This window comes from Enterococcus pernyi (assembly GCF_045371165.1).
Lineage (GTDB): Bacteria > Bacillota > Bacilli > Lactobacillales > Enterococcaceae > Enterococcus_B > Enterococcus_B pernyi.
Genome location: NZ_JBIQDM010000001.1, coordinates 50210 through 69121, shown reverse-complemented (window position 1 = coordinate 69121; position 18912 = coordinate 50210). Strand labels below are relative to the sequence as shown.

Genomic DNA, 18912 nt, shown 5'->3' with positions numbered 1-18912 from the left:
CCTACTAAGGATAAATTATATATATTGATGATTTATGTAAGTTCAAACTTGATCCTTCTAAAAAAACTAAAACGATTTTCCCTGAATTTACTCCTATACAAAGAAAGGAAAGAGAAGGATTCTCTTTCCTTTAATTACCAGGTACTGCACTTAATTCCCATGTCAGCGTTGTCGAATAATTAGTTGCTTCTGGATTTGTCCCTCCAGGGACATAGAGACTGACACTTTTATCTGCCGTTTGTTGATCCCCAAAACGATAGATCCACGTTCCTGTACCAGATTCTCCGTTTGCTTGTATGAGTACTTTCCTTGTATTTGGTACGATTCTTTGTACAGGTTCTTCCTGTAGTTCAGGTTTAGTCCCGCCTTGTGCAGTCACTAGTTCTTGATTGAATAACTGGATTTCAGACCCAATCAATTCATGTCCGCTTTCATTACGGAATTGTCCGTTCTGAGTAACTGATAATTGCCATCCATTGCGCTCATTGGCGGCACGACGGTCACTGATCTGCACATAGTTTGGACGCTCTTTCGTCTCGTTAACCGTTCCATCTTCATTTAATAACCGTTGTGGTTGGGCGTAATACGTTTGATCACTAACAGATATTTTTTGTGTCTCAAAGTTAAATTGGGACACAAAATCTAGACTCAAACGTCCTTGATCTTCTGGGATTTCTGGTTTATTCTCCGGTTCAACTTCCGTTTCAGGATCTAATGGATCCACAGGTGCCACCACAATTTTTTCCTCTACCATTGTACTAGCGGTATCATTTTTCCCATTCAAAAAAGCATAGGCTGTCACGGTATTTCCAGCAGTAAATCGTCGATCTTCTGGTAATTCATAGCGATAATCCCCATTCTCATCTGCCGTTGTATGATATTTTTCACTTTCAGAAATATCAGGTGAAGGAATAGAGCCTGAAGGAATCGCTGGATCGCCTGAGAATCGGATCACACTATTAGGATTCGCCTTTCCAGTAATCGTATGAGAATTCACTTCCTTCGGATCTTCTGTTAACGGATCAATCGTGACTTCGACATCTGGAATTTTTTCAAATAAAACCCGTTGGACATTTTGCGTAGTGAAATATTGTTTAAAACTATCCGCTGTTTCTTGTGGAATAGAAGAAACATCATCGTTAATCCTAGGTACAATTCCTGTATAGCGTAGATTCAAATTGAAGATAGGTGTCCATGAATGATCAGGTATCTCTTCAAAATTTCCTCTTGCCCATTGTTTCACTGATTGGACATCGATATCTAATAGACCGGTACTTCCTGCGATATTAATCAATCCGTTGGCGGTCGACGTTCCGGCAATCGTTCCAGTTCGTTCCAAATTGACTTCTTGAGCATCAGAAAATTCAAAAGTTGACCCAGCAGAAGCGAAGTACATCAAATTTTGATCATTTGAGGTGCTGTCACTTTTTATATTCAAGGTGGCATCTTTGCCGATGGATACCGTTGCATCTCCATTAACATGTAAAAGATTCGATGGTGAGGCAGCCATTTCAGTAGCAACAATATTCAGTGTACTCCCGCTTTCTACTAGTAGATTACTTCCTGCCGCCATCCAAATAATATTATATAGGGAACCATTAGCATTCGCCTTTGTTCCTTGAGAATCGATGGTAAGGACGCCTTTTTCTTTTATTCTGAGCGATGAGTTCGCAGTACGTAAAGAAATTGCTGATCTTAGATTTTGTGGTACTAAGTTCAGCTTTGCACCCTCATCTATTTCAACACTGCCTCTTCGAACGAGTAAACTTGTTCCATCAGCTTCGCCAGCATTTCCTTTTGATACAACATTTAAAGATGAATTTTTTTCCATTCTAAAGTTGTTATTGGGGTGTACTACTCCTCCTAAATCTAAATTACCTGCGCTAATTGTTTCTAATTCAACCTCAGCATCTTCAACTATCGTTAAATTTGAAGCATAGATATTCGTTTGATCTAGTGCATTGATGCGCCACGTACCAAAAGAGGAAGTATACTCTGATACTTGTTTACTACTTGATTTACCTGAGATTTTAATACTACTGTAAGGTGAATGAATCAGTTGATTTCCGTAGTTCGTAATATTATGGTAAGTGATCTGACTAGCAGTTTGATTCGTCACGTTCAAATCATTGAAAGTCAACGGTCCATAATAGTTTCCGTGGTATATCTCTAAATCTTTTAACGCGATATTCCAAGGAGTTGAAGAATTAGCCGTAATATTGTTAAAACATAAAGTGATTGCGCGAAAATCAATTTGATGGCCATTTCCTTCGACCGTTAGATTTCTAGAGATATTAGCTACATTAAGATAAACAAATGCTGTCCCACCATTAGGATTATTCGTTCCACCTGTTGTAATATCCGTTAGATTGAGTCGAGGATTATCTGGTGTTTGAAAATCAGAAACAACATTAATCGTTGTTATTGACGGATCTACAAATGCACGGATAAACTCTTCCCAATTCGCCACATCTTGAACACTCGCTTCTTTTGTTGACCGAGCGCTTTCTGTTACTTGTTCTGGATCATTTTGCGAAGTATCTGTGGTTGATGATTTTTCATCACTTGATACACTCGCTTCTTCTTCGACTGTTGATTCTTCGGTCTTCGCTGTTTCTTTTTCTTCCGAGGAAGTGACTTCTTGTTCACTGGGTTGTTGACTCTCCTCTGATTGAATGTTAAGCGTCATTTTTGATTCTCCGACAGCTATCTCATAGGCTCCTGCTTTTTCTACAACTAGTGGAATGGAAAAGATCATTTGTGGAGAATTCGTCCGTACTTGCCACTGGCCTCCTTCTATATTAGTGAACTTACTATCAGCAGATTTGTCTTCTACGATACTGACTCCCTCTGGGAGATTCAACACAAACTCGGAAACATCTTGACTGGAACGTACGACTAATTGAAACTGTTTATTTGCTATAGATGGCTCTTGATTTTCTTCGAATGAAAAAATGGGCGCTTTTGTTTCTGTTGTATTGGTCAGTGGATCCATCAATTCTGATTCTCTCGATAGTTCCACAGAATTCTCAATGGCAAACACAGGCATACTCGTTGAAATCACTGAGAAAAAGAGCAAAGGGAAACAAAGAAGACTAACACTTGCCACGACCAAGACTTTTTTAATTTTCATCTCACTGGTCCTCCTTATTTTTAGCTCTTTGCTTCTTAATAAGTAACCAAACAATAATCAACAATAAGAAAAGAATCAGGATGACCGCGGCAACGAGCCACCAATTAATACTCGTATCAATTGTGACATCTTGCTGATTCAATGCTCGGGCTGTATCTGCTTCAATGGTAAATTTCCGTTCCCATTGCCATTCCTCTTCTCCTGAACGTGCCGTCATTTTCAACACGTAGTCGCCACTTCGAAAGCGATCCCCTTCTAAAGAGATGGGGAAGTTGAAATTAGAATTAGGTGCCATTTGCATCTGTTCTTGCTTAGCTCGATAGAGAATATCGTTCTCCCCTTCTTTTTGTACCGTTGCTTCTACTTCTAAATGATTGACAAAGGTAGGTGTAAAGTTCTGTAAGTTCGCACTGATAACATTGCGATAGTTGAGTTGATCGGCAAAGACATCCAATAAATCTAAATCAGGTTTTACGGCAGAGCGATCATTACTCACCACTACACCTATGACATAGGCAAATTCATTTTTGATCGCCACTCCTTCTCCACTTGTTTCTGTTTCCTGTGGCTTTTCTTTCACCTCTGCAATTCTTAAGCCTCCCGCTAAAAACCCTGAAAAAGCTTCTTTAGGCATGTTTAGCATTACTTTGACAGTCTTTGTTTCGTTTCCTGCAAGCTCAATAGGGACTGGGGGTTCAATTAAGTCTGCCAAAGAATAGGGTAAGGTTGGGTCTGCTTTTTCGGCATCTTTACCATATTCCACCACTCCTTGGACATTAGTAAATGCCGTATGAGCCGTGATTTCAATCGTCTTTGCTTGATCATTAGCATTTTGAATTTTCAGTGTCAATTCCTCTGTACTTCCAGGTTCACTGTTAAGGTCGAAGTAACGGCCACTTCCTTCTACTTGACTCTCTGGAAACTCTGGTGTGACATAAAAACTTAAATTTTCTTCTGCAGAAACAAGAATTGGAGAGAACAAAAACGCTAACATAATAAGTAATCGTCCACTCCATTGAATCCTCCTCTTTATTTGATATATCGTACTTTTTATCATCAAACACACTCCTTCGATGTTTCATTCAAAAAAGCAGCGCTACATATTATGTAACGCTACTTTAGTCATGACCCTAATCCATCATTAGATACACCAATCTATTAGGCTCCTACATCGCTACCTGGTGTAGTCGTTAATTCCCATGTCAATGTTGAGGTATAGGTGGTCGCGTCTTTGGCTGACGCGCCGGGTACAGATAATTGAATGGCATTGTTTGTCACAGGTGCTTTTGGATCTGCCTCAAATTGGGCATCTAAGTCTGCTTGATTTCCCCAAACAACAGATGAACGCCCCGCTCCTTTACTTGACTCAGCGGTCATAACTGAAACTGCACCACTATTAGGCAACAATTCCAAATTATTTGCATGTGCAGCTGGAGCTAACTCCTGATTGTTCCCCGTGTATTGAATTTGGGGATCCTTTAAAGTGACTTTGGCTCCTCTCAAGATAGCGTTTTGCGTATTTTCCGCTTGAAAGTCACTTAGACTGACTTTCAAATCCCAGCCTGCATTGCTTCCTCTAGTATCAGAAACTTGTGCAAAACTGATATAAGGAACTTTATTTTCCTCACCAGTCGTCCCGGTCTTCTGTTGTCTTTCTGCTACCATATTGTACGTTTGATCTTGATTTGAAATCACTTGTGAACCAAAATTCATTGTCGCAGCCTTTACAATTGACAAAGGACCCGTGGTTCCGGGTACTTCTGGTCCAATCTCTACATCTGGTTCTTCTACTGGTGGAACAACGATTTCTGGTTCGTCTGTACTAGGTGTAAATTCGATATTTCCGTTGGTCGTCACTTGACGAGTCTCGTCGGCAAACGCAGAAATCGCTCCTCCGGCGAAAATAGTAGTTGATAATGTTGCAATGGTTGCTAATCTAACGAATTTCATATATTTAAATCCTACTTTCTTTGATTGTTTTTTTCTTTTTGTTTTTTCCAAAACCAAAAGCCAAGTATGACTACGATGATCAGAATGCCCAATATTTTCCAAGCACTCATCTGACTCTCGTTCGTTTGAGGTAATTTTTTATGTTCACTCTTTCGCACTTCTGATGGTGATTGAACAATTTCTTTGGGAAAGCTTGGTTTTACCTCAACTTCTGGTGCTGGCTCTGGTATTCCTGGTGTTTCATATACCCCAGTAAAACCAATTGTTCCTTCAGTTTCCACCGAGTGTACTTCTGTCCCATGAACAACTAGTGGTGCATAAACTTGAATCAATACTACACCTATACTTAATATGCATCTTTTTAAGTGTTTCATACCCCTCCTCCTATATTCTTAGATGTCTCAAAAATCTTCGTTTTAAGGACAGCACAAAAAAAAGACATCTGATACCATCAGATGTCTTGAAAAAGTGATTAGATTAGGTTCCCTATTTATAATGATAAATAACGAATTTAAATTACTAAAAACGAAGGTTTTTGAGAATTAAAAGTTAAGCCAATAACTATTATACATGACTTATACTTACATCATACTATACCAGAAATATTTTTCCAAATAAAGTGATATATTTCTTTGGTCACTTAAAAAATACTGGGCCATAAGAACTAACTCAATTCAGAAAGATTCCTCTCTAGTTTTAAATAGCGATAAAAAGTTGATTGTTTAATCCCAGTTTTTTTACAAACTTCTGAGACAGATAATCCTTTTGTAAGGTGTAATGAGAGTGATTCTTGAAGAACGTCTTGATCTACCTTTGGCCGGCCACCAACCTTACCTCTTGCACGTGCAGAGTTTAATCCTTCAAGGGTCCTTTCAACAATAATATCTCGTTCAAATTGACTAAAAGCTTGGAAAACAGTGATCATTAATTTTCCCTGAGGAGTTTGAGTATCAAAATTTTCTTTTATACTGATTATTTTAACTCCTTTTTTTTCAAAAAAATAAACAAGGTTAATTAAATCTTTTGTGCTACGTCCAAATCGTGAGAAGCTTTCAATGACTATTTGATCACCGGCCTTTACACGTTTTTTTAGTTTATTTAGTTCTGGACGACTTGCACGGACACCACTGATTTTTTCAGTATATATTTTTTCGCAATGATAAGTTTCTAATAAATCTAACTGTCGCGAAAGATCTTGTTGTTTAGTTGAAACTCGAGCATAGCCGTAAATTTTTCTAGTCATATAATTCCTCCAATAAGTTATCTAATAAAAAACTCATAATTATCAATAATATATTTATAGAATAGATATGAGTAGAGCCAATTATACAATGACTTAACTGTAAAAATGACTACTGTAATAAAAAAAGCATGCAACGAGTCGCTTATGGTTATCATAACTTTCTAAATTACCATGAATATTTTCCTTGATCTAGGGCTTAGTTTGCCAAAATCAATTCAGAACAAAAAATAATCAATCGAAGTTTACTTCTACTTCGATTGATTAACTTTAAATTAGCATCGATTCCTCGAATTCGACTTTAGCTTTTTTGAAATCAAAGTACTTTTCAGATATCAAATCTTCGTAATCGTTTTTTTCTACCTGTTGAAGCTTCCAAGCATCTCTAGCTCCAGAGGACACTGGAATATCATTTGATAAGTCGTATAGTTGAAAAAAGACCTCATTTTGTACAATCGTCATAATCAGAAAAGATACAAAGGCCCAAAGGATTTAGTTTATTCAATAATAAAGTATTGGTATGAAGCATTAGTAAATTCTTGAGTAACTCAATATTTCTACCTCCAAATTAAAGTCCTCTGTGGCTTAATACTCGCTGTTCATGATTATTGATCAATCGATAGGCATCCCCTTTTTGTGGATCTGTCATCATATGACGAATTTTCCATTGTCGTCCTTCAATTGGATTAGCTAATGGTCTCGCTCCTACCAGTCTATCACTATTTTGATCACAACCGGACAAAGAATGTAAATTTCCATATTGAATCCCATTAACATTTACATAAGGTAGTTTACTTTGAACTATGTGGGTACCTGACGCATCATCATACTTCAAGATTCATTTTCGTCTATCATGTTCAGTATCCTTAGTCATTTTAACTTCATCCCAATTTGTCTCCCATATCCACGTGAGAGCATAAGAAGGATCATCTACACTTTTAATTTTTATTTCTCTGTTATCAAATAGTTCTCTATAGTCAATTCCACCATTAGCTGATACAGTACCTGCATCTACATCATTACCTCCGGAGAATAAGCCGAAACTTGCACATGCCGCTGCACCTAATAAAAATTTTACACTAATTTCATTTTTTCTTTCCCATCTCGTTTGTATTGGTAAATACTATTTGTATACTATTGCAACATGTTTTTTCTTAAAAGAAAAAACATCAAAACCAAGATATTCTAGGGGATTTATCAGGCAATGGATTAGCTCCTTGAGACATAATACCGTTTATCGTATCAAAAAAAAAGATCAAAAACTTTTTAAGTTTTTGATCTTTTTTCTTATGATCGATTTATTCTACTTCATACGTTGCTAATACTTGCAACGAATTCGATGAACCACCAGGTGTTCCACTGCTTAATTCAACTGAGATTACATCGCCAGCTTTATAATCAATTGTTTTACTAACTTTTACGCTGTCCTCTGCTCTTTCACGTACCGATGCATAATAAACTTTGCCTTTATGGATTTCTGCGACATAGGCACCATTTTTACGAATGATCATTCGGTTGTTCCCTTCGAAACTTGCACGATCAAAATCAACGTCTAATCTGTTTCCTGATAATTGAATATTCTTCACCGCATGTTCTAATAAAGAAGTGTCCACTGCTAAATCTTCTTCTAATGTGATCGATTCTAACAAGCGCTTGCCTGTTGAGCTGTGACCAGGTGAATTTGGTGCGGTATAGACTTCGATTACTTGTCCTTTGACACCGGAAATGCTACGACGTACTTGAGTACCTTCATCGGTTTTGCTTGTAAATGAATAGTAAGCTTTACCTTTATAGGTTTCAAAATGATAACGACCATCAACATAGACCATCAATCGTTCTGAACTGTTGAAACGTTCTGCATCTAGATTTAAATACGCATAAGCTTCACGATCTTGTGTTCCTACAGTCAATAAACTCGTTTCTGTTTTTTCTGGTTCTACTTGAATATTGTCAAATTTCGCCCAGCCATTTCCTGTTGAAGAGAAACGAATAATGTATGTATTGTCTGTTTCAGGTGTAGTAAATGTAAATTCTCTACGTGTCCAGTTTTCATTGTTGTGTGATGTTTCTTCTAACGAAATAAAACCTTCATCATGATTCATCGTACCAAATTCAACTTTTGCTGGAAAATCAGCACTACCTGCTACATCATAGCCAAATGTATAGGTCGTGTTTGGTTTCAGTGCCAAATATTGATGAATGTTTTCTCCATAAGTAGCAACTGCATATTTATTCCCGCTTAACTCTTCGATTGTTGGATTCTGTGTACCTGGACTAGAAACGATCCAATGGTTCAAACCCTCATTGAAATCACCGTTTTTGATCGTCAACTGTTCTTCTACCTGATTACTGATATTCGCCGAATCACCTGTTGATTGACTTGCCGCAGATGTCACGACTGGTCCTCCTAACGAAAGAAGTAACATGCTTGTTGCTGCAATTTTTTTCAAGTTGTTTTTTTTCATCTCAAGCTCCTTATTGATAGCGGATAGTTCGTTATACAGTAAACCATAAAACATAATCTATCTCGCTCTTTAAAAAGAATAACTGATAAATATCTCAATAAGAAAACACTTTTTTCTGGAAAAATATTTTTATGGAAACATAACGATGAACAAAAAAAAAGTAATGTATAATAACCGCAAAAAATCAACAGTCCACTAAGTTTATCGAATGATTTCAATTATTCCTTTTCTTGGATAAAATAAAAAAATACAGCACATGGCTGTATTTTTTTATTTTATCCAAGAAAATCAATCTATCAAAACATAACACCTAAAGATATCACTCACAACATTTTTCGTTATGGTGAGCACGTTGTTTAAAAAGCTGGGATATTTGAGCCTTTTGAATTATTTTTGATGTAGTCAGCGACTTCTGGTGTAGTCATCGCTTCTTTCAACACCTTGATTTTCTCGCTATCTTTTTCTTCCTCTCGAGTAACTAATTGCAACGCATAATGTTTACTTGCTGCTTCGTCTTCAAGTAACAAGGCATCTTCTGTCGTCAAGTTTGCTGGTTCCAAATATGCTGGATAACAAAAGACCATCGCAATATCACTTTCATCATAAGCTTTTACTAGATTCAAAAGATCAATACTTTCAAAGGTAAGATTTTTAGGATTCTCTATAATATCTGCGACTGTACCATCAAAACCAACTCCATCTTTCAATTGAATGATCTCATTCTCATTCAAAATCGCTAGCGCACGACCTTCATTTGTTGGATCACTCGGAATACCGACTTTTGCATTTTCTGGCAAATCATTAACATCATCATATTCTTTTGAATAAAATCCGCCGGCAAAATAATAGATTGGTTGGACAGCTACTAAATCAGCGTCTTTTTCTTGATTGAATCGTTCCATAAAGGGTTCGTGTTGCGCAAAGTTTGCATCTGCTTCCTTATGTTGGACGGCATCATTATAAGCAACATTATCACTGACTTCCATGATATTGATCGTGTAGCCTGATTTTTCTACTTCTTTTTTGGCAATTTCTAGAATATCTTTTGAGGATTCCAATTGAACCGCTACAGTGATTTCTTTTTTACTTTCTGCGGTTTCATTGCTTCCACCACAAGCCGCTAAAACTAGAACTCCAACTAAAGCAAACGCAAATAAATAAAACTTTTTCATAACTTTTTTCCTACTTTCGTTTATCTAATGATTGTGCAACAAAATTTCCAAACATTTGTAAAAAGAAGACCAAAGCGATCATGATCACAATAGCAACATACATGACACCATACTCATACCGTTGATAGCCGACACGGACAGCAAAATCACCGATTCCGCCACCACCTACGACACCCATGACGGTGGAATAAGAGATCATACTAACTGTTGTCGTAGTATAAGCCAACACTAAGCCGCTTCGCGCTTCAACAAATAAGAAGTGCCAGATGTATTGAAATCTGGAAGCGCCTAAAGAATTCGATAAGGCATAGATCTCTTCAGGGACATCTAACAACACTTGCTCCACTAAACGAGCAAAAATCGCGACTGCTACAATACTAAGTGGTATAGATGAAGGAACAGGTCCAAAGGCCTTTCCTAAAATTGATCGCGTCACTGGGATCAACGCAATCACTAATAAAAGATAAGGAAACGAGCGAACGACTGTCACAATGAAGTTGAGTAACCAGTATAACCAAGGGTGTGTCCCTCTGACCTTGGGATTTGTCAAATATAGACCTAATCCTACTGGCAAACCTCCCAACACACAAACGAACATGGAAATCGCCATCATGATGCCCGTTTCTTTCAAACTATTGATTAGAGACGGCCAATATTCAATCAATGCTGTGGGCAAGTTCATCAGTCAAACTCCTTTTTATTTTTTCAAAATAAGTTAGTTCCTCTTCCTCGTACTGTTTTGGGTCATTCATCAATTCACCGATCAGATGCCCATTTTCCATGACTAAGATCCGTTTACATAAGCGTTTGACCGTTTCCAGTTCATGACTAACAAAAAAAATAGTCGGTTGAAACTCGGCATGTGTTTTATGTAATAAGCGAACCACACTTTCTGTATTTTCTTCATCTAAAGAACTCGTTGCTTCATCACAAAGTAACAAATGCGGATCTCTACTTAACGCTCTTGCAATAGAAACCCGTTGTCTTTCTCCGCCAGAAAGTTTGACTGGATAGCTTTCTGCTTTATGACTCATGCCAACAAAATCGAGTAGATCATTGATTTTTTTAGGCTCTTTTTTCCTTTGTAACTTCAATGGTAATGCAACATTTTCATAAACACGTAAATTTTCAAGTAGGTTATGATGTTGAAAAATCATGCCTATTTTTTGTTGTTGCTGCCGGCGCTCTTTTTTTGATAATGACTGAACATCTACACCATTTAGTTTGATTGTGCCTTCAGTAGGCGTTTCCATCAAATTCAATAAACGTAACAAGGTCGATTTCCCAGAACCACTTTTCCCAACGATCCCGATCACTTCCCCTTGTTTTACAGTAAAACTAATCTTATGCAACGACTTGGTCTTTTCATACTGCTTCGACACATTTACTAGCTCGATCACATTTTTCCTCCAGTCTATACATGCAATTAAAAGAATAACACAAAGAAAAAAAACTGTATTAATTTTATTGCTAATAAAAGATTTATCTGAATTTTTAAAAGAGTAAATAAAGTACAAAAACATCTATTTTTATAATCCATTAAAAGAAAGGAAAAAGCAACTTTTTTACTCACAGATAAATATACACTGTTTTGATTTCTGTACTAGTAGTTTTAGAAAAGATAGCTTGGTTATTCATTTTCGACCAGTCTATCTTGAGATTGAAATATATTTTTTTATGAGTGAACTCAATAATTTATCAAATCTAAAAACAAATTGATTTAGTATACTATTTTTTTAATATGAGAAAAAATAATAAATAGAGCGGAAGGAAAAAGATGTTATACTTTGGATAATGGATAGCTCAGTAATACAATATAGATTGGTTCGTTATCTTATATTGTATCAAAAATTAGATTATTGATAAACGAACGAAGGACTGCTATCCTGAATACAATTATTGTGGATGAAACAATCGGGACTAAAAATTGTTTGGGGAAGTAGTTTTTAGTACTTTTCGTCCATACGTGTCAATGGCGTGCTACTTTCAGCATCACTAAAAACGAGAGTAGAACAAATCGGTCTCCTCTCGAAAAAATAAGCAGCAACCCATCAAATTTGATCGGTTGCTGCTTATTTTGCTAGATTCAACGATCTTCAAGATCCAATCATAATTCCATTAATTTTAAGTACGGTCAAAAATTCCTCTATATAACTATCTTTTTCATCATCTGTAAATTCTTGATCTAAACGATACTTGTCTCGCACAAAGGCTTTTATGTTTTCTTTCGTCGATTCAGCCTTTAACAAATTAAATATATCAATTGCTACGTCATTGTCTAAAACATAACGTTCATCCTCGACCATGATGTATAAGTCATTACCCATTTTTTCATAAGTGATGTGCTCATTGAGTTTCATGTCTTCCACTCTTTTCGTTATTCATTTGTACAGCTACGAACCATTTGATGCTTTAGGATTTCCTTGATCAAATTACACTCTACTTCGTCTACACCTTGGGTATCATTGGTTGCATAATAATGATGTGCACGACATCCTCCACCGCATAAGTAACGGAATGAACAATCATTACATTTTGTTAAATGATTGATGCTTTGAGAGCGAATAAAAGCAATATTCTCTTCGCCAAAAACCTCGCTAAGTTGCTTTTCTCTAATATTTCCCAGTTTGTAGTCAGCAGTTTCTAACAGTTTACAGGCAAATATATCACCAACAGGATTGATTGCAAATTCTCCAACGCCAAGTCCACAGGATTCTTTGATGGTGAAAGGTTTTAAAAATGGTGAACGATTTTTGTTCTTTTGTTTTAACTCTATTTCTGTTCTCTCACTATCAGTTAAAGAAATCTCTGCCATTTTTGCACGTCCTAGTTCACTGAATCCGCCTAATTTATAATTGATGTTATTCTTCTTTAAAAATTCCACCGTTTCGTCAATATTATTGAAATTATTATTGGTAATGATCGTATTGACTGCAATATTTGGATAATTCAAGTCTAATAGATTTTGAATCCCTCTCATTGCTATGCGATAGCAGCCTTTCCCTCTATTTTTATCATTTGCAACTTGATCGATCGAATCTAAGCTGATGGTGATCGAAGCACATCTTTCAGCTAGAAACGCTGCATCTTTTGCATTCCGCACTAAAGTCCCATTCGTGATCAAACCAATAGTTAGACCAATTTTTTTGGCATAATCGATATATTTTAGCGCATCCTTACTTAACCCAACCTCACCGCCAGTAAAGATAATTTTCTTTACACCGCAATCCTTCAATTGATTGAGAACGTCGATCCATTCGACAAAATTTAAACTATCCTCATATTCCTTTTCAGGACTGGCTTCTGCATAGCAGTAAACACACTTCAAATTACATTGATGGGTCATAACCAAATAAGCTGTCTCTGGTATTCCATGCTCCGTTTTTTCTACTTCAATCGGGTCTTCTAAAAGGATTTGAAACAGATCCATCTTTTTCTGGGTTGTCATTGGTAGATATTTGTAATCTTGCTTTTTTATTTTGTTTAATTCTTCTTGATCAACTAATATCCATGTACTACGTAGGACATTATGTACAATAAATTGTTCATTGAATCGATAGGCATGAAGATTCTCTTTGATTCGGATAAAATCACCTCATTTTTTAAACCACAAATTCATTTTCGCAGGGTAAACCGAAGGGAGCGCCCACTTTCTGCACCAAAAATAAGTAGCAAACATTTGAAACCCCTTTCAAAAAAACAAGCTGAAAGTCACAAAAATCGCATGAACAATTTCCGTAATCTTCAGCTTATTTCTTGAGGTAAGACATGTTGTCATCGTCTCATCTCTATTTACGATCCTTGACCAGCAATAATCCCACAGTTGCATGGAACTGCGTATGTACCTGTAATTCTTTTCAAGTCAGGTTTTTTGAACATTACTATTCCTCCTTTACGTTTTCAAACCATATCAAAAAATCAGCATGAGCATACGAAACAACATAAATTCTGTTAAGTAACTACCTAATTTTTCTGTCTTTACACACTCACAAATTTAGGAAAAAAAGAGAAAAATAACCTTTCCATTTTTTCCTAATAAAAGTATAATATTCTTTATAATGATTTGTCAACCACGTACTTAAGGAGTGTAATGGAAAATGAATTTTTTTTCAAAGAAAGGCTACATATATCTATTTATATCTATGTTATTAGTTTTAGTAACCGTACTAACCACCTTGATTGCTCCCTTCATCCTTAATAGTATCAATAGTTATCAGTCAACCACTATTTTTCCTATTATCTTCCTAATAATTGGTGCCATGACACTCTCTTATCTTTTTCAGGTTTGTTTGATCATTTACCGAGAAAATTTTGCAAAAAAATTCAATTTGAACTCAATTTCCGATTTGTTAGCCAAAATATATACTTTGAAATTTGAGAAATATATCAATTTAGAATCTGGTAATCTAGTCACTCGAATTTTCAGAATTGTAGATACCTCCTATATGTTTATGACGACCAGCTTCTTTTTAGTACTGAAATCAGCCATCTCTATTCTTATCGTGTTAGGTATATTTTTAACCCTCGATGCAACTATTTTCCTGATTACGCTTCTTTTGATCCCTATTAACATCTTCTCTTATCTTTTTATCAATAAAACACTCAATCAAAGAATCAAAACGATGCAAGACGAAAATGCCAATGCTCAAAAAGATTTGATTTTGCTCTTGGGTAATCCAGAACAATTTAAAATGTTACCTAGCTTTGATACTGTCAAACAACTAACTTCAAAAACACTCAAAAAAATGTACACAAGTTTGGCAGCAACAAATAAATTTGCTCAAATCACTAGTTATACTGTCTCATTCATCAACCAACTTTCTCAAAATATTATTTTTATAACGATCAGCTACTTGGTGTATAACCAACAGCTCCAATTGAATAATATGATGGTAGTTAGTATATTAATGCCCGTTTTCTTCACTTCCCTTTCTGACTTATCCAAAATCAATGTCGATTATCGAACAGTCGTGGCAAACCAACAATTTGTTCAAGAAAACTTAGAACTACATCAAGAAGATTTATCCGGCACACCAATTGATCCAATCACTAGCATCAAATTTACCGATCCGCAAATCACGATGGCATTAAATGCGAAAAGAATCCATTTGTCATTGACTGAAACACTGAATTTAGGAGATATTTGTTATATCGAAGGCCCTTCAGGTTCTGGAAAATCGACGCTGATAAAAGCCATCTTGAGCTTTTATGCAAGTAATGGTATCTATATCAACGACTTCCCTCTTGATCAGTTGAATGGGAAGCAAGTCAGAGAACAAATCACTTATCTTTCTCAAACAACTTTGCTCTTTTCAAATACACTTGAATACAATATCACTCTTGGTCAACCGATTTCAGAAGAAAAAAAAGAAGCGCTGAGAAATTCAACACTTCTTGCTCCGATTTTTAAAAACAAAGACTGGGATTCTTTAATCATTGATAATGGCGCAAACCTGTCGGGGGGCGAAAAACAACGCGTGTTCATTGCCCGTATGATACTCCAAGACAGTAGGATATGGATTCTAGATGAAAGTACGAGTAGTATCGACAAAGACTCTGCGGATGCCATCTTTGACACACTCATGAACGTAAGACAAAATAAAATCATTTTATTCACCTCTCATGACAAGGAAAATAAAAATTTTGCCAATAAGTTCATTCAAATCTCTTCTCGTGTAGAAACGATTGTATAGATCTATCCTCCGTCCTCTTCAAAAAACAAGTAAGAATCCACAAAAATCCGATGAACGACTTTTGTGGATTCCTGCTTTTATCTACGCTAGATATTTTCCTTTTGGACTAATAGTAAAATTGTTATTCTTTCTTTTCTAACACTACTGCTAGTGTCGGCGAGTTCTCATCATAAGGACTTCCTTTTACATCCCCGTAAAACCCACTAACAACAAAACCAGCAGCTTCCATTTCTTTTTGCAGAGTTTCTTTTGTGAAATACGTCATCCATAGATAATAATTTTTGTTTTCATGATCGGTAAGGATCGTCGTTTGTTCTAAAGTTACATGTTCGTTGTATTTTGTATTATATTGTAATGCTACATGAGGTTCATCTGTCCAGAATCTTCCGTCTGGACAAGTATCCCAAACTCGCTTTTCTTCAAATGATTGATAACTTGCCATCGAAAAAACATCCAATAAAACTTTTCCCGTCGGTTTTAGATGCTGATAAATATTTTCTAATAATCTTTTTCTATCACTCGCTGATAACGCTCCAAAGTCACAATAGATCATTGTGATGCTATCGTATTGTTTATCTAAATCCATTGTCAGATAATCTGCGTAATGGTACGTAATCGGTAACTGTTGGTCTTCCGCAGATTTTTTGGCATATGCTATCGAACGCTTAGAAAAATCAAGCCCCGTTACTTCATACCCTAATCGACTAAATTTTTCTGCATAGATTCCCGGACCACAGCCAATATCTAATAACGTTGGATAGGCTTTCGGCGGGATTACTGTATTGATCCAACGAACAGATTCATCAATAAACCCAGCTTTTCGACTTGCGCCTTCAAATTCAGGGTCAAGATGTGCTTGTAACATTTGTTTTGAGATGTGACGATCATCCCAAAATGCGCCTTTCGTTTGTTGATAAAGTGTTGGTTTGTTTAAAAGTGTTTCAATCATTGTTTTCCATCTCCTCATTTTTTTATAAATTTGAACAAAAGAAAAAGCCGTAGATTTTACTCTACGGCTTCCCTGCATAAGGCGAAGATGCGAGTAAAATAAAATCAAATACATAGGTACGCTAAATAAAGCTGTGTCTCAGCTAAATTTTTTACCTATTGAATTGATTTTATTTACTCGCTTCCAGTCATACCCATGTTACTGATTATATAACATCTGATATGCCGGATTCATCACCTTTTTCTGTTAAATTTATAGTTTCGTTTTATAGGACATACCAGTAATTGTCAATTTTTCTCTGGTAAATATAAAACGATCGTAAAAGAAGCATACCTATAAAATAATGGGACATCAAAGTAATTTTTTCTAAACGGGAGAAATATTCCTGGATGGCGCAGCCAACTATTTTAGTCGTTGTGAAAGAGGAGCATTCATGTAATTGATTTTATTTATACTCCCTGATTTTAGGCGGGATATACTGATCTACAAAAGGTTGAATTTCTGTCAACGCATCCGCAAACAAAATTTTATCGAACTCTTCTCTTGTTAAAAAGCCTTGATTGACCATGGCTTGATACTGCTGCTTAAAAGGATCGAAAAATTCTTTGTAATTCATTAACACACACGGATTGACATGTTGCCCGATCCTCCCCCAAGAGATTACTTCAGTAATTTCTTCGATGGTTCCTGGGCCACCTGGTAACGCAATATAGACATCTGATAATTCAATCATTTTTTGTTTCCGTTCGTGCATCTACGACACGATCATCAAAGAGGTGCCATCTTTTTTGCTAGTTCTCGTTTTGCCAAAAAGTCAGGCATGATACCTGTCACTTTCCCTCCAGATCCTAGTACTGAATCAGCAATAATCCCCTTCAAACCAGCGTTTCCACCACCATAAACCAACTGATACTCATTCTTCCCGATCCACTCACCTAAGCTTCTCGTTACTCGTTCAAATTCTGGAGAATTCCCTTTACTTGCTCCGCAATAGACTGCAATCTTTATTTCCGAAACCCCTTCCAAATTTTTTTCAGCTTATGCTATTATATAATTGAAAGGTGGTTAACCTCAACATGAACATAAAAGAATACAACGACTGGGTGGTTGATTTTTATAAAAAAAGAAAGTGGTACGACTACGATCCATTTATCCGTATCGGCTTTTTAACTGAAGAAGTTGGCGAAGTTTCAAGAGCGGTTCGAAGTCTCGAAATCGGTCGTGATCGTCCGGATGAATCTATACAAACAATTGATTTTTACAAGGAAAATCTGATGGAGGAATTGGGTGATGTCTTAGATAATGTTCTGATTCTTGCTGATAAATATGACCTATCCTTCGAAGAAATCATTCATCACCACAAACAAAAACTAGAGAAGCGGTTCAATATGTAGTCTTCTCACGATGCCATTTCCAATTTTTTTAGAAAAACCCTTTCCATCGTGCTATACTCTAAAGAAAAAGAATCTTGAGGTAAACACATGGCTATCTTTGAAAGTCTTAACTTAAATAAATTGTCTGCCGTTGAACAAGAGATTTACCGCTTTATCGTTAATAACCTTGAGAAAATACCTTATATGCGGGTACGAGATATTGCGACGGATGCGCATGTTTCGTCAACCTCTGTCTTTCGTTTTATCCAAAAAGTCGGCTTTGATTCATTTCCGGAATTTCGTTTTTATATTAAAAATCATTTGGAAAAAGCCCATTATGAAACAGATGACAAGCAATTAATGTTAGAAGAACGAATCAATCAGTTGAACATGACGATTTTTCATCCCGATATTGAATATCAAATCAAAAAAATGGCAAAAACATTGCGTCAAGCTGATTTTATCCTATTTATGGGCATGGGGGCTTCGGGAGCATTAGCGCAATATGTGGCACGAAAATTAGCGAATATCGGTTACTTTTGTATTAGCTTAGATGAACTGACTTATCCGATTCGTAGCTTTTTGCGTCCAGATCAAAAAAATGCGTTAGTCTTTTTGAGTGTTTCAGGTGAAACAAAAGAACTGATCGAAGTAATTTCAGGTTTAGCTCATGCGGATAGCGTGCATAAGTATTGTATTACCGCTCATAAAGAAAGTTCATTGGCCCAATTGTGTGATTACTCAATTGACTATGCCATTAAAGAAGAACGGAAAGACATCTTTCTTGATTTGACTAGTCAGCTACCTTCCATGGCGATCCTTGAAACACTGATCGGTTATTTAGAGGATGAATGATTCACCACTCAATTTGGAACACTATGTTCCTACCACGAAATAATTTTCATTGTTCCAAATTTTTATCCTAAATAAGAATGCG

Annotated in this window: 16 protein-coding genes and 1 pseudogene; 3 read left to right on the top strand and 14 right to left on the bottom strand. The window is 36.3% G+C overall.

Annotated features, from left to right (window positions below; translation table 11 throughout):
- Nucleotides 1-130: 130 nt before the first annotated feature.
- The 12 genes from ACH0AK_RS00360 to ACH0AK_RS00305 form a co-directional block, all read right to left on the bottom strand.
- Nucleotides 131-3133 carry a WxL domain-containing protein gene (locus ACH0AK_RS00360; RefSeq protein ID WP_226075958.1) on the bottom strand — a complete coding sequence of 1001 codons (3003 nt, stop codon included), beginning with the start codon at nucleotides 3131-3133 and terminating at the stop codon, nucleotides 131-133.
- A 1-nt stretch (nucleotide 3134) separates the two neighbouring features.
- Nucleotides 3135-4190: a WxLIP family cell surface protein gene (locus ACH0AK_RS00355; protein ID WP_153829999.1), complete on the bottom strand. Its 1056-nt coding sequence runs from the start codon at nucleotides 4188-4190 to the stop codon at nucleotides 3135-3137.
- A 101-nt stretch (nucleotides 4191-4291) separates the two neighbouring features.
- Complete coding sequence (locus ACH0AK_RS00350; protein ID WP_226075960.1) at nucleotides 4292-5083, bottom strand: WxL domain-containing protein; 792 nt, start codon at nucleotides 5081-5083, stop codon at nucleotides 4292-4294.
- 11 nt (nucleotides 5084-5094) lie between these two features.
- A complete protein-coding gene (locus ACH0AK_RS00345) occupies nucleotides 5095-5457 on the bottom strand; it encodes an EF2685/EF0750 family sortase-dependent surface protein (protein ID WP_023518874.1) in 363 nt (120 codons plus the stop codon).
- A 290-nt stretch (nucleotides 5458-5747) separates the two neighbouring features.
- Nucleotides 5748-6326, bottom strand: coding sequence for a recombinase family protein (locus tag ACH0AK_RS00340; protein WP_226075969.1), 579 nt, complete (start codon nucleotides 6324-6326; stop codon nucleotides 5748-5750).
- 565 nt (nucleotides 6327-6891) lie between these two features.
- Complete coding sequence (locus tag ACH0AK_RS00335) at nucleotides 6892-7065, bottom strand: hypothetical protein (RefSeq protein ID WP_153830001.1); 174 nt, start codon at nucleotides 7063-7065, stop codon at nucleotides 6892-6894.
- 556 nt (nucleotides 7066-7621) lie between these two features.
- Nucleotides 7622-8788: a carbohydrate binding domain-containing protein gene (locus ACH0AK_RS00330; RefSeq protein ID WP_034691605.1), complete on the bottom strand. Its 1167-nt coding sequence runs from the start codon at nucleotides 8786-8788 to the stop codon at nucleotides 7622-7624.
- A gap of 356 nt (nucleotides 8789-9144) precedes the next feature.
- Nucleotides 9145-9960 (bottom strand): metal family ABC transporter substrate-binding protein EmtC, encoded by an 816-nt coding sequence (emtC, locus tag ACH0AK_RS00325; protein WP_010734525.1) that lies wholly within the window; start codon nucleotides 9958-9960, stop codon nucleotides 9145-9147.
- A gap of 10 nt (nucleotides 9961-9970) precedes the next feature.
- Nucleotides 9971-10642 carry a metal ABC transporter permease EmtB gene (gene emtB / locus ACH0AK_RS00320; protein WP_023518871.1) on the bottom strand — a complete coding sequence of 224 codons (672 nt, stop codon included), beginning with the start codon at nucleotides 10640-10642 and terminating at the stop codon, nucleotides 9971-9973.
- Nucleotides 10617-11360, bottom strand: a complete 744-nt coding sequence (gene emtA, locus ACH0AK_RS00315) for a metal ABC transporter ATP-binding protein EmtA (RefSeq protein ID WP_010734527.1) — start codon at nucleotides 11358-11360, stop codon at nucleotides 10617-10619. The genes emtB and emtA overlap by 26 nt, the downstream gene beginning before the upstream one ends.
- Before the next feature lie 696 nt (nucleotides 11361-12056).
- Entirely contained in the window at nucleotides 12057-12320 is a 264-nt protein-coding gene (locus tag ACH0AK_RS00310) for a hypothetical protein (protein ID WP_499796682.1), read from the bottom strand.
- Nucleotides 12321-12337: 17 nt separating this feature from the next.
- Complete coding sequence (locus ACH0AK_RS00305; RefSeq protein ID WP_023518870.1) at nucleotides 12338-13390, bottom strand: radical SAM/SPASM domain-containing protein; 1053 nt, start codon at nucleotides 13388-13390, stop codon at nucleotides 12338-12340.
- Nucleotides 13391-14057: 667 nt separating this feature from the next.
- Here ACH0AK_RS00305 and ACH0AK_RS00300 point away from each other — a divergent pair.
- Nucleotides 14058-15653 (top strand): ATP-binding cassette domain-containing protein, encoded by a 1596-nt coding sequence (locus ACH0AK_RS00300; RefSeq protein WP_010734530.1) that lies wholly within the window; start codon nucleotides 14058-14060, stop codon nucleotides 15651-15653.
- Between the two features lie 121 nt (nucleotides 15654-15774).
- On the opposite strand, the gene ACH0AK_RS00295 is transcribed toward ACH0AK_RS00300, so the two are convergent.
- Nucleotides 15775-16602 (bottom strand): class I SAM-dependent methyltransferase, encoded by an 828-nt coding sequence (locus ACH0AK_RS00295; protein WP_194179946.1) that lies wholly within the window; start codon nucleotides 16600-16602, stop codon nucleotides 15775-15777.
- 445 nt (nucleotides 16603-17047) lie between these two features.
- Nucleotides 17048-17610 (bottom strand): annotated as a pseudogene (locus tag ACH0AK_RS00290) (LOG family protein).
- Nucleotides 17611-17678: 68 nt separating this feature from the next.
- On the opposite strand from ACH0AK_RS00290, the gene ACH0AK_RS00285 reads away from it, so the two are divergent.
- Both ACH0AK_RS00285 and ACH0AK_RS00280 read left to right on the top strand, forming a co-directional pair.
- Nucleotides 17679-17996, top strand: a complete 318-nt coding sequence (locus ACH0AK_RS00285; protein WP_010734535.1) for a MazG nucleotide pyrophosphohydrolase domain-containing protein — start codon at nucleotides 17679-17681, stop codon at nucleotides 17994-17996.
- A gap of 87 nt (nucleotides 17997-18083) precedes the next feature.
- On the top strand, nucleotides 18084-18830 hold the full coding sequence (locus ACH0AK_RS00280) for a MurR/RpiR family transcriptional regulator (protein WP_019722675.1): 747 nt from the start codon (nucleotides 18084-18086) through the stop codon (nucleotides 18828-18830).
- Nucleotides 18831-18912: the final 82 nt, after the last annotated feature.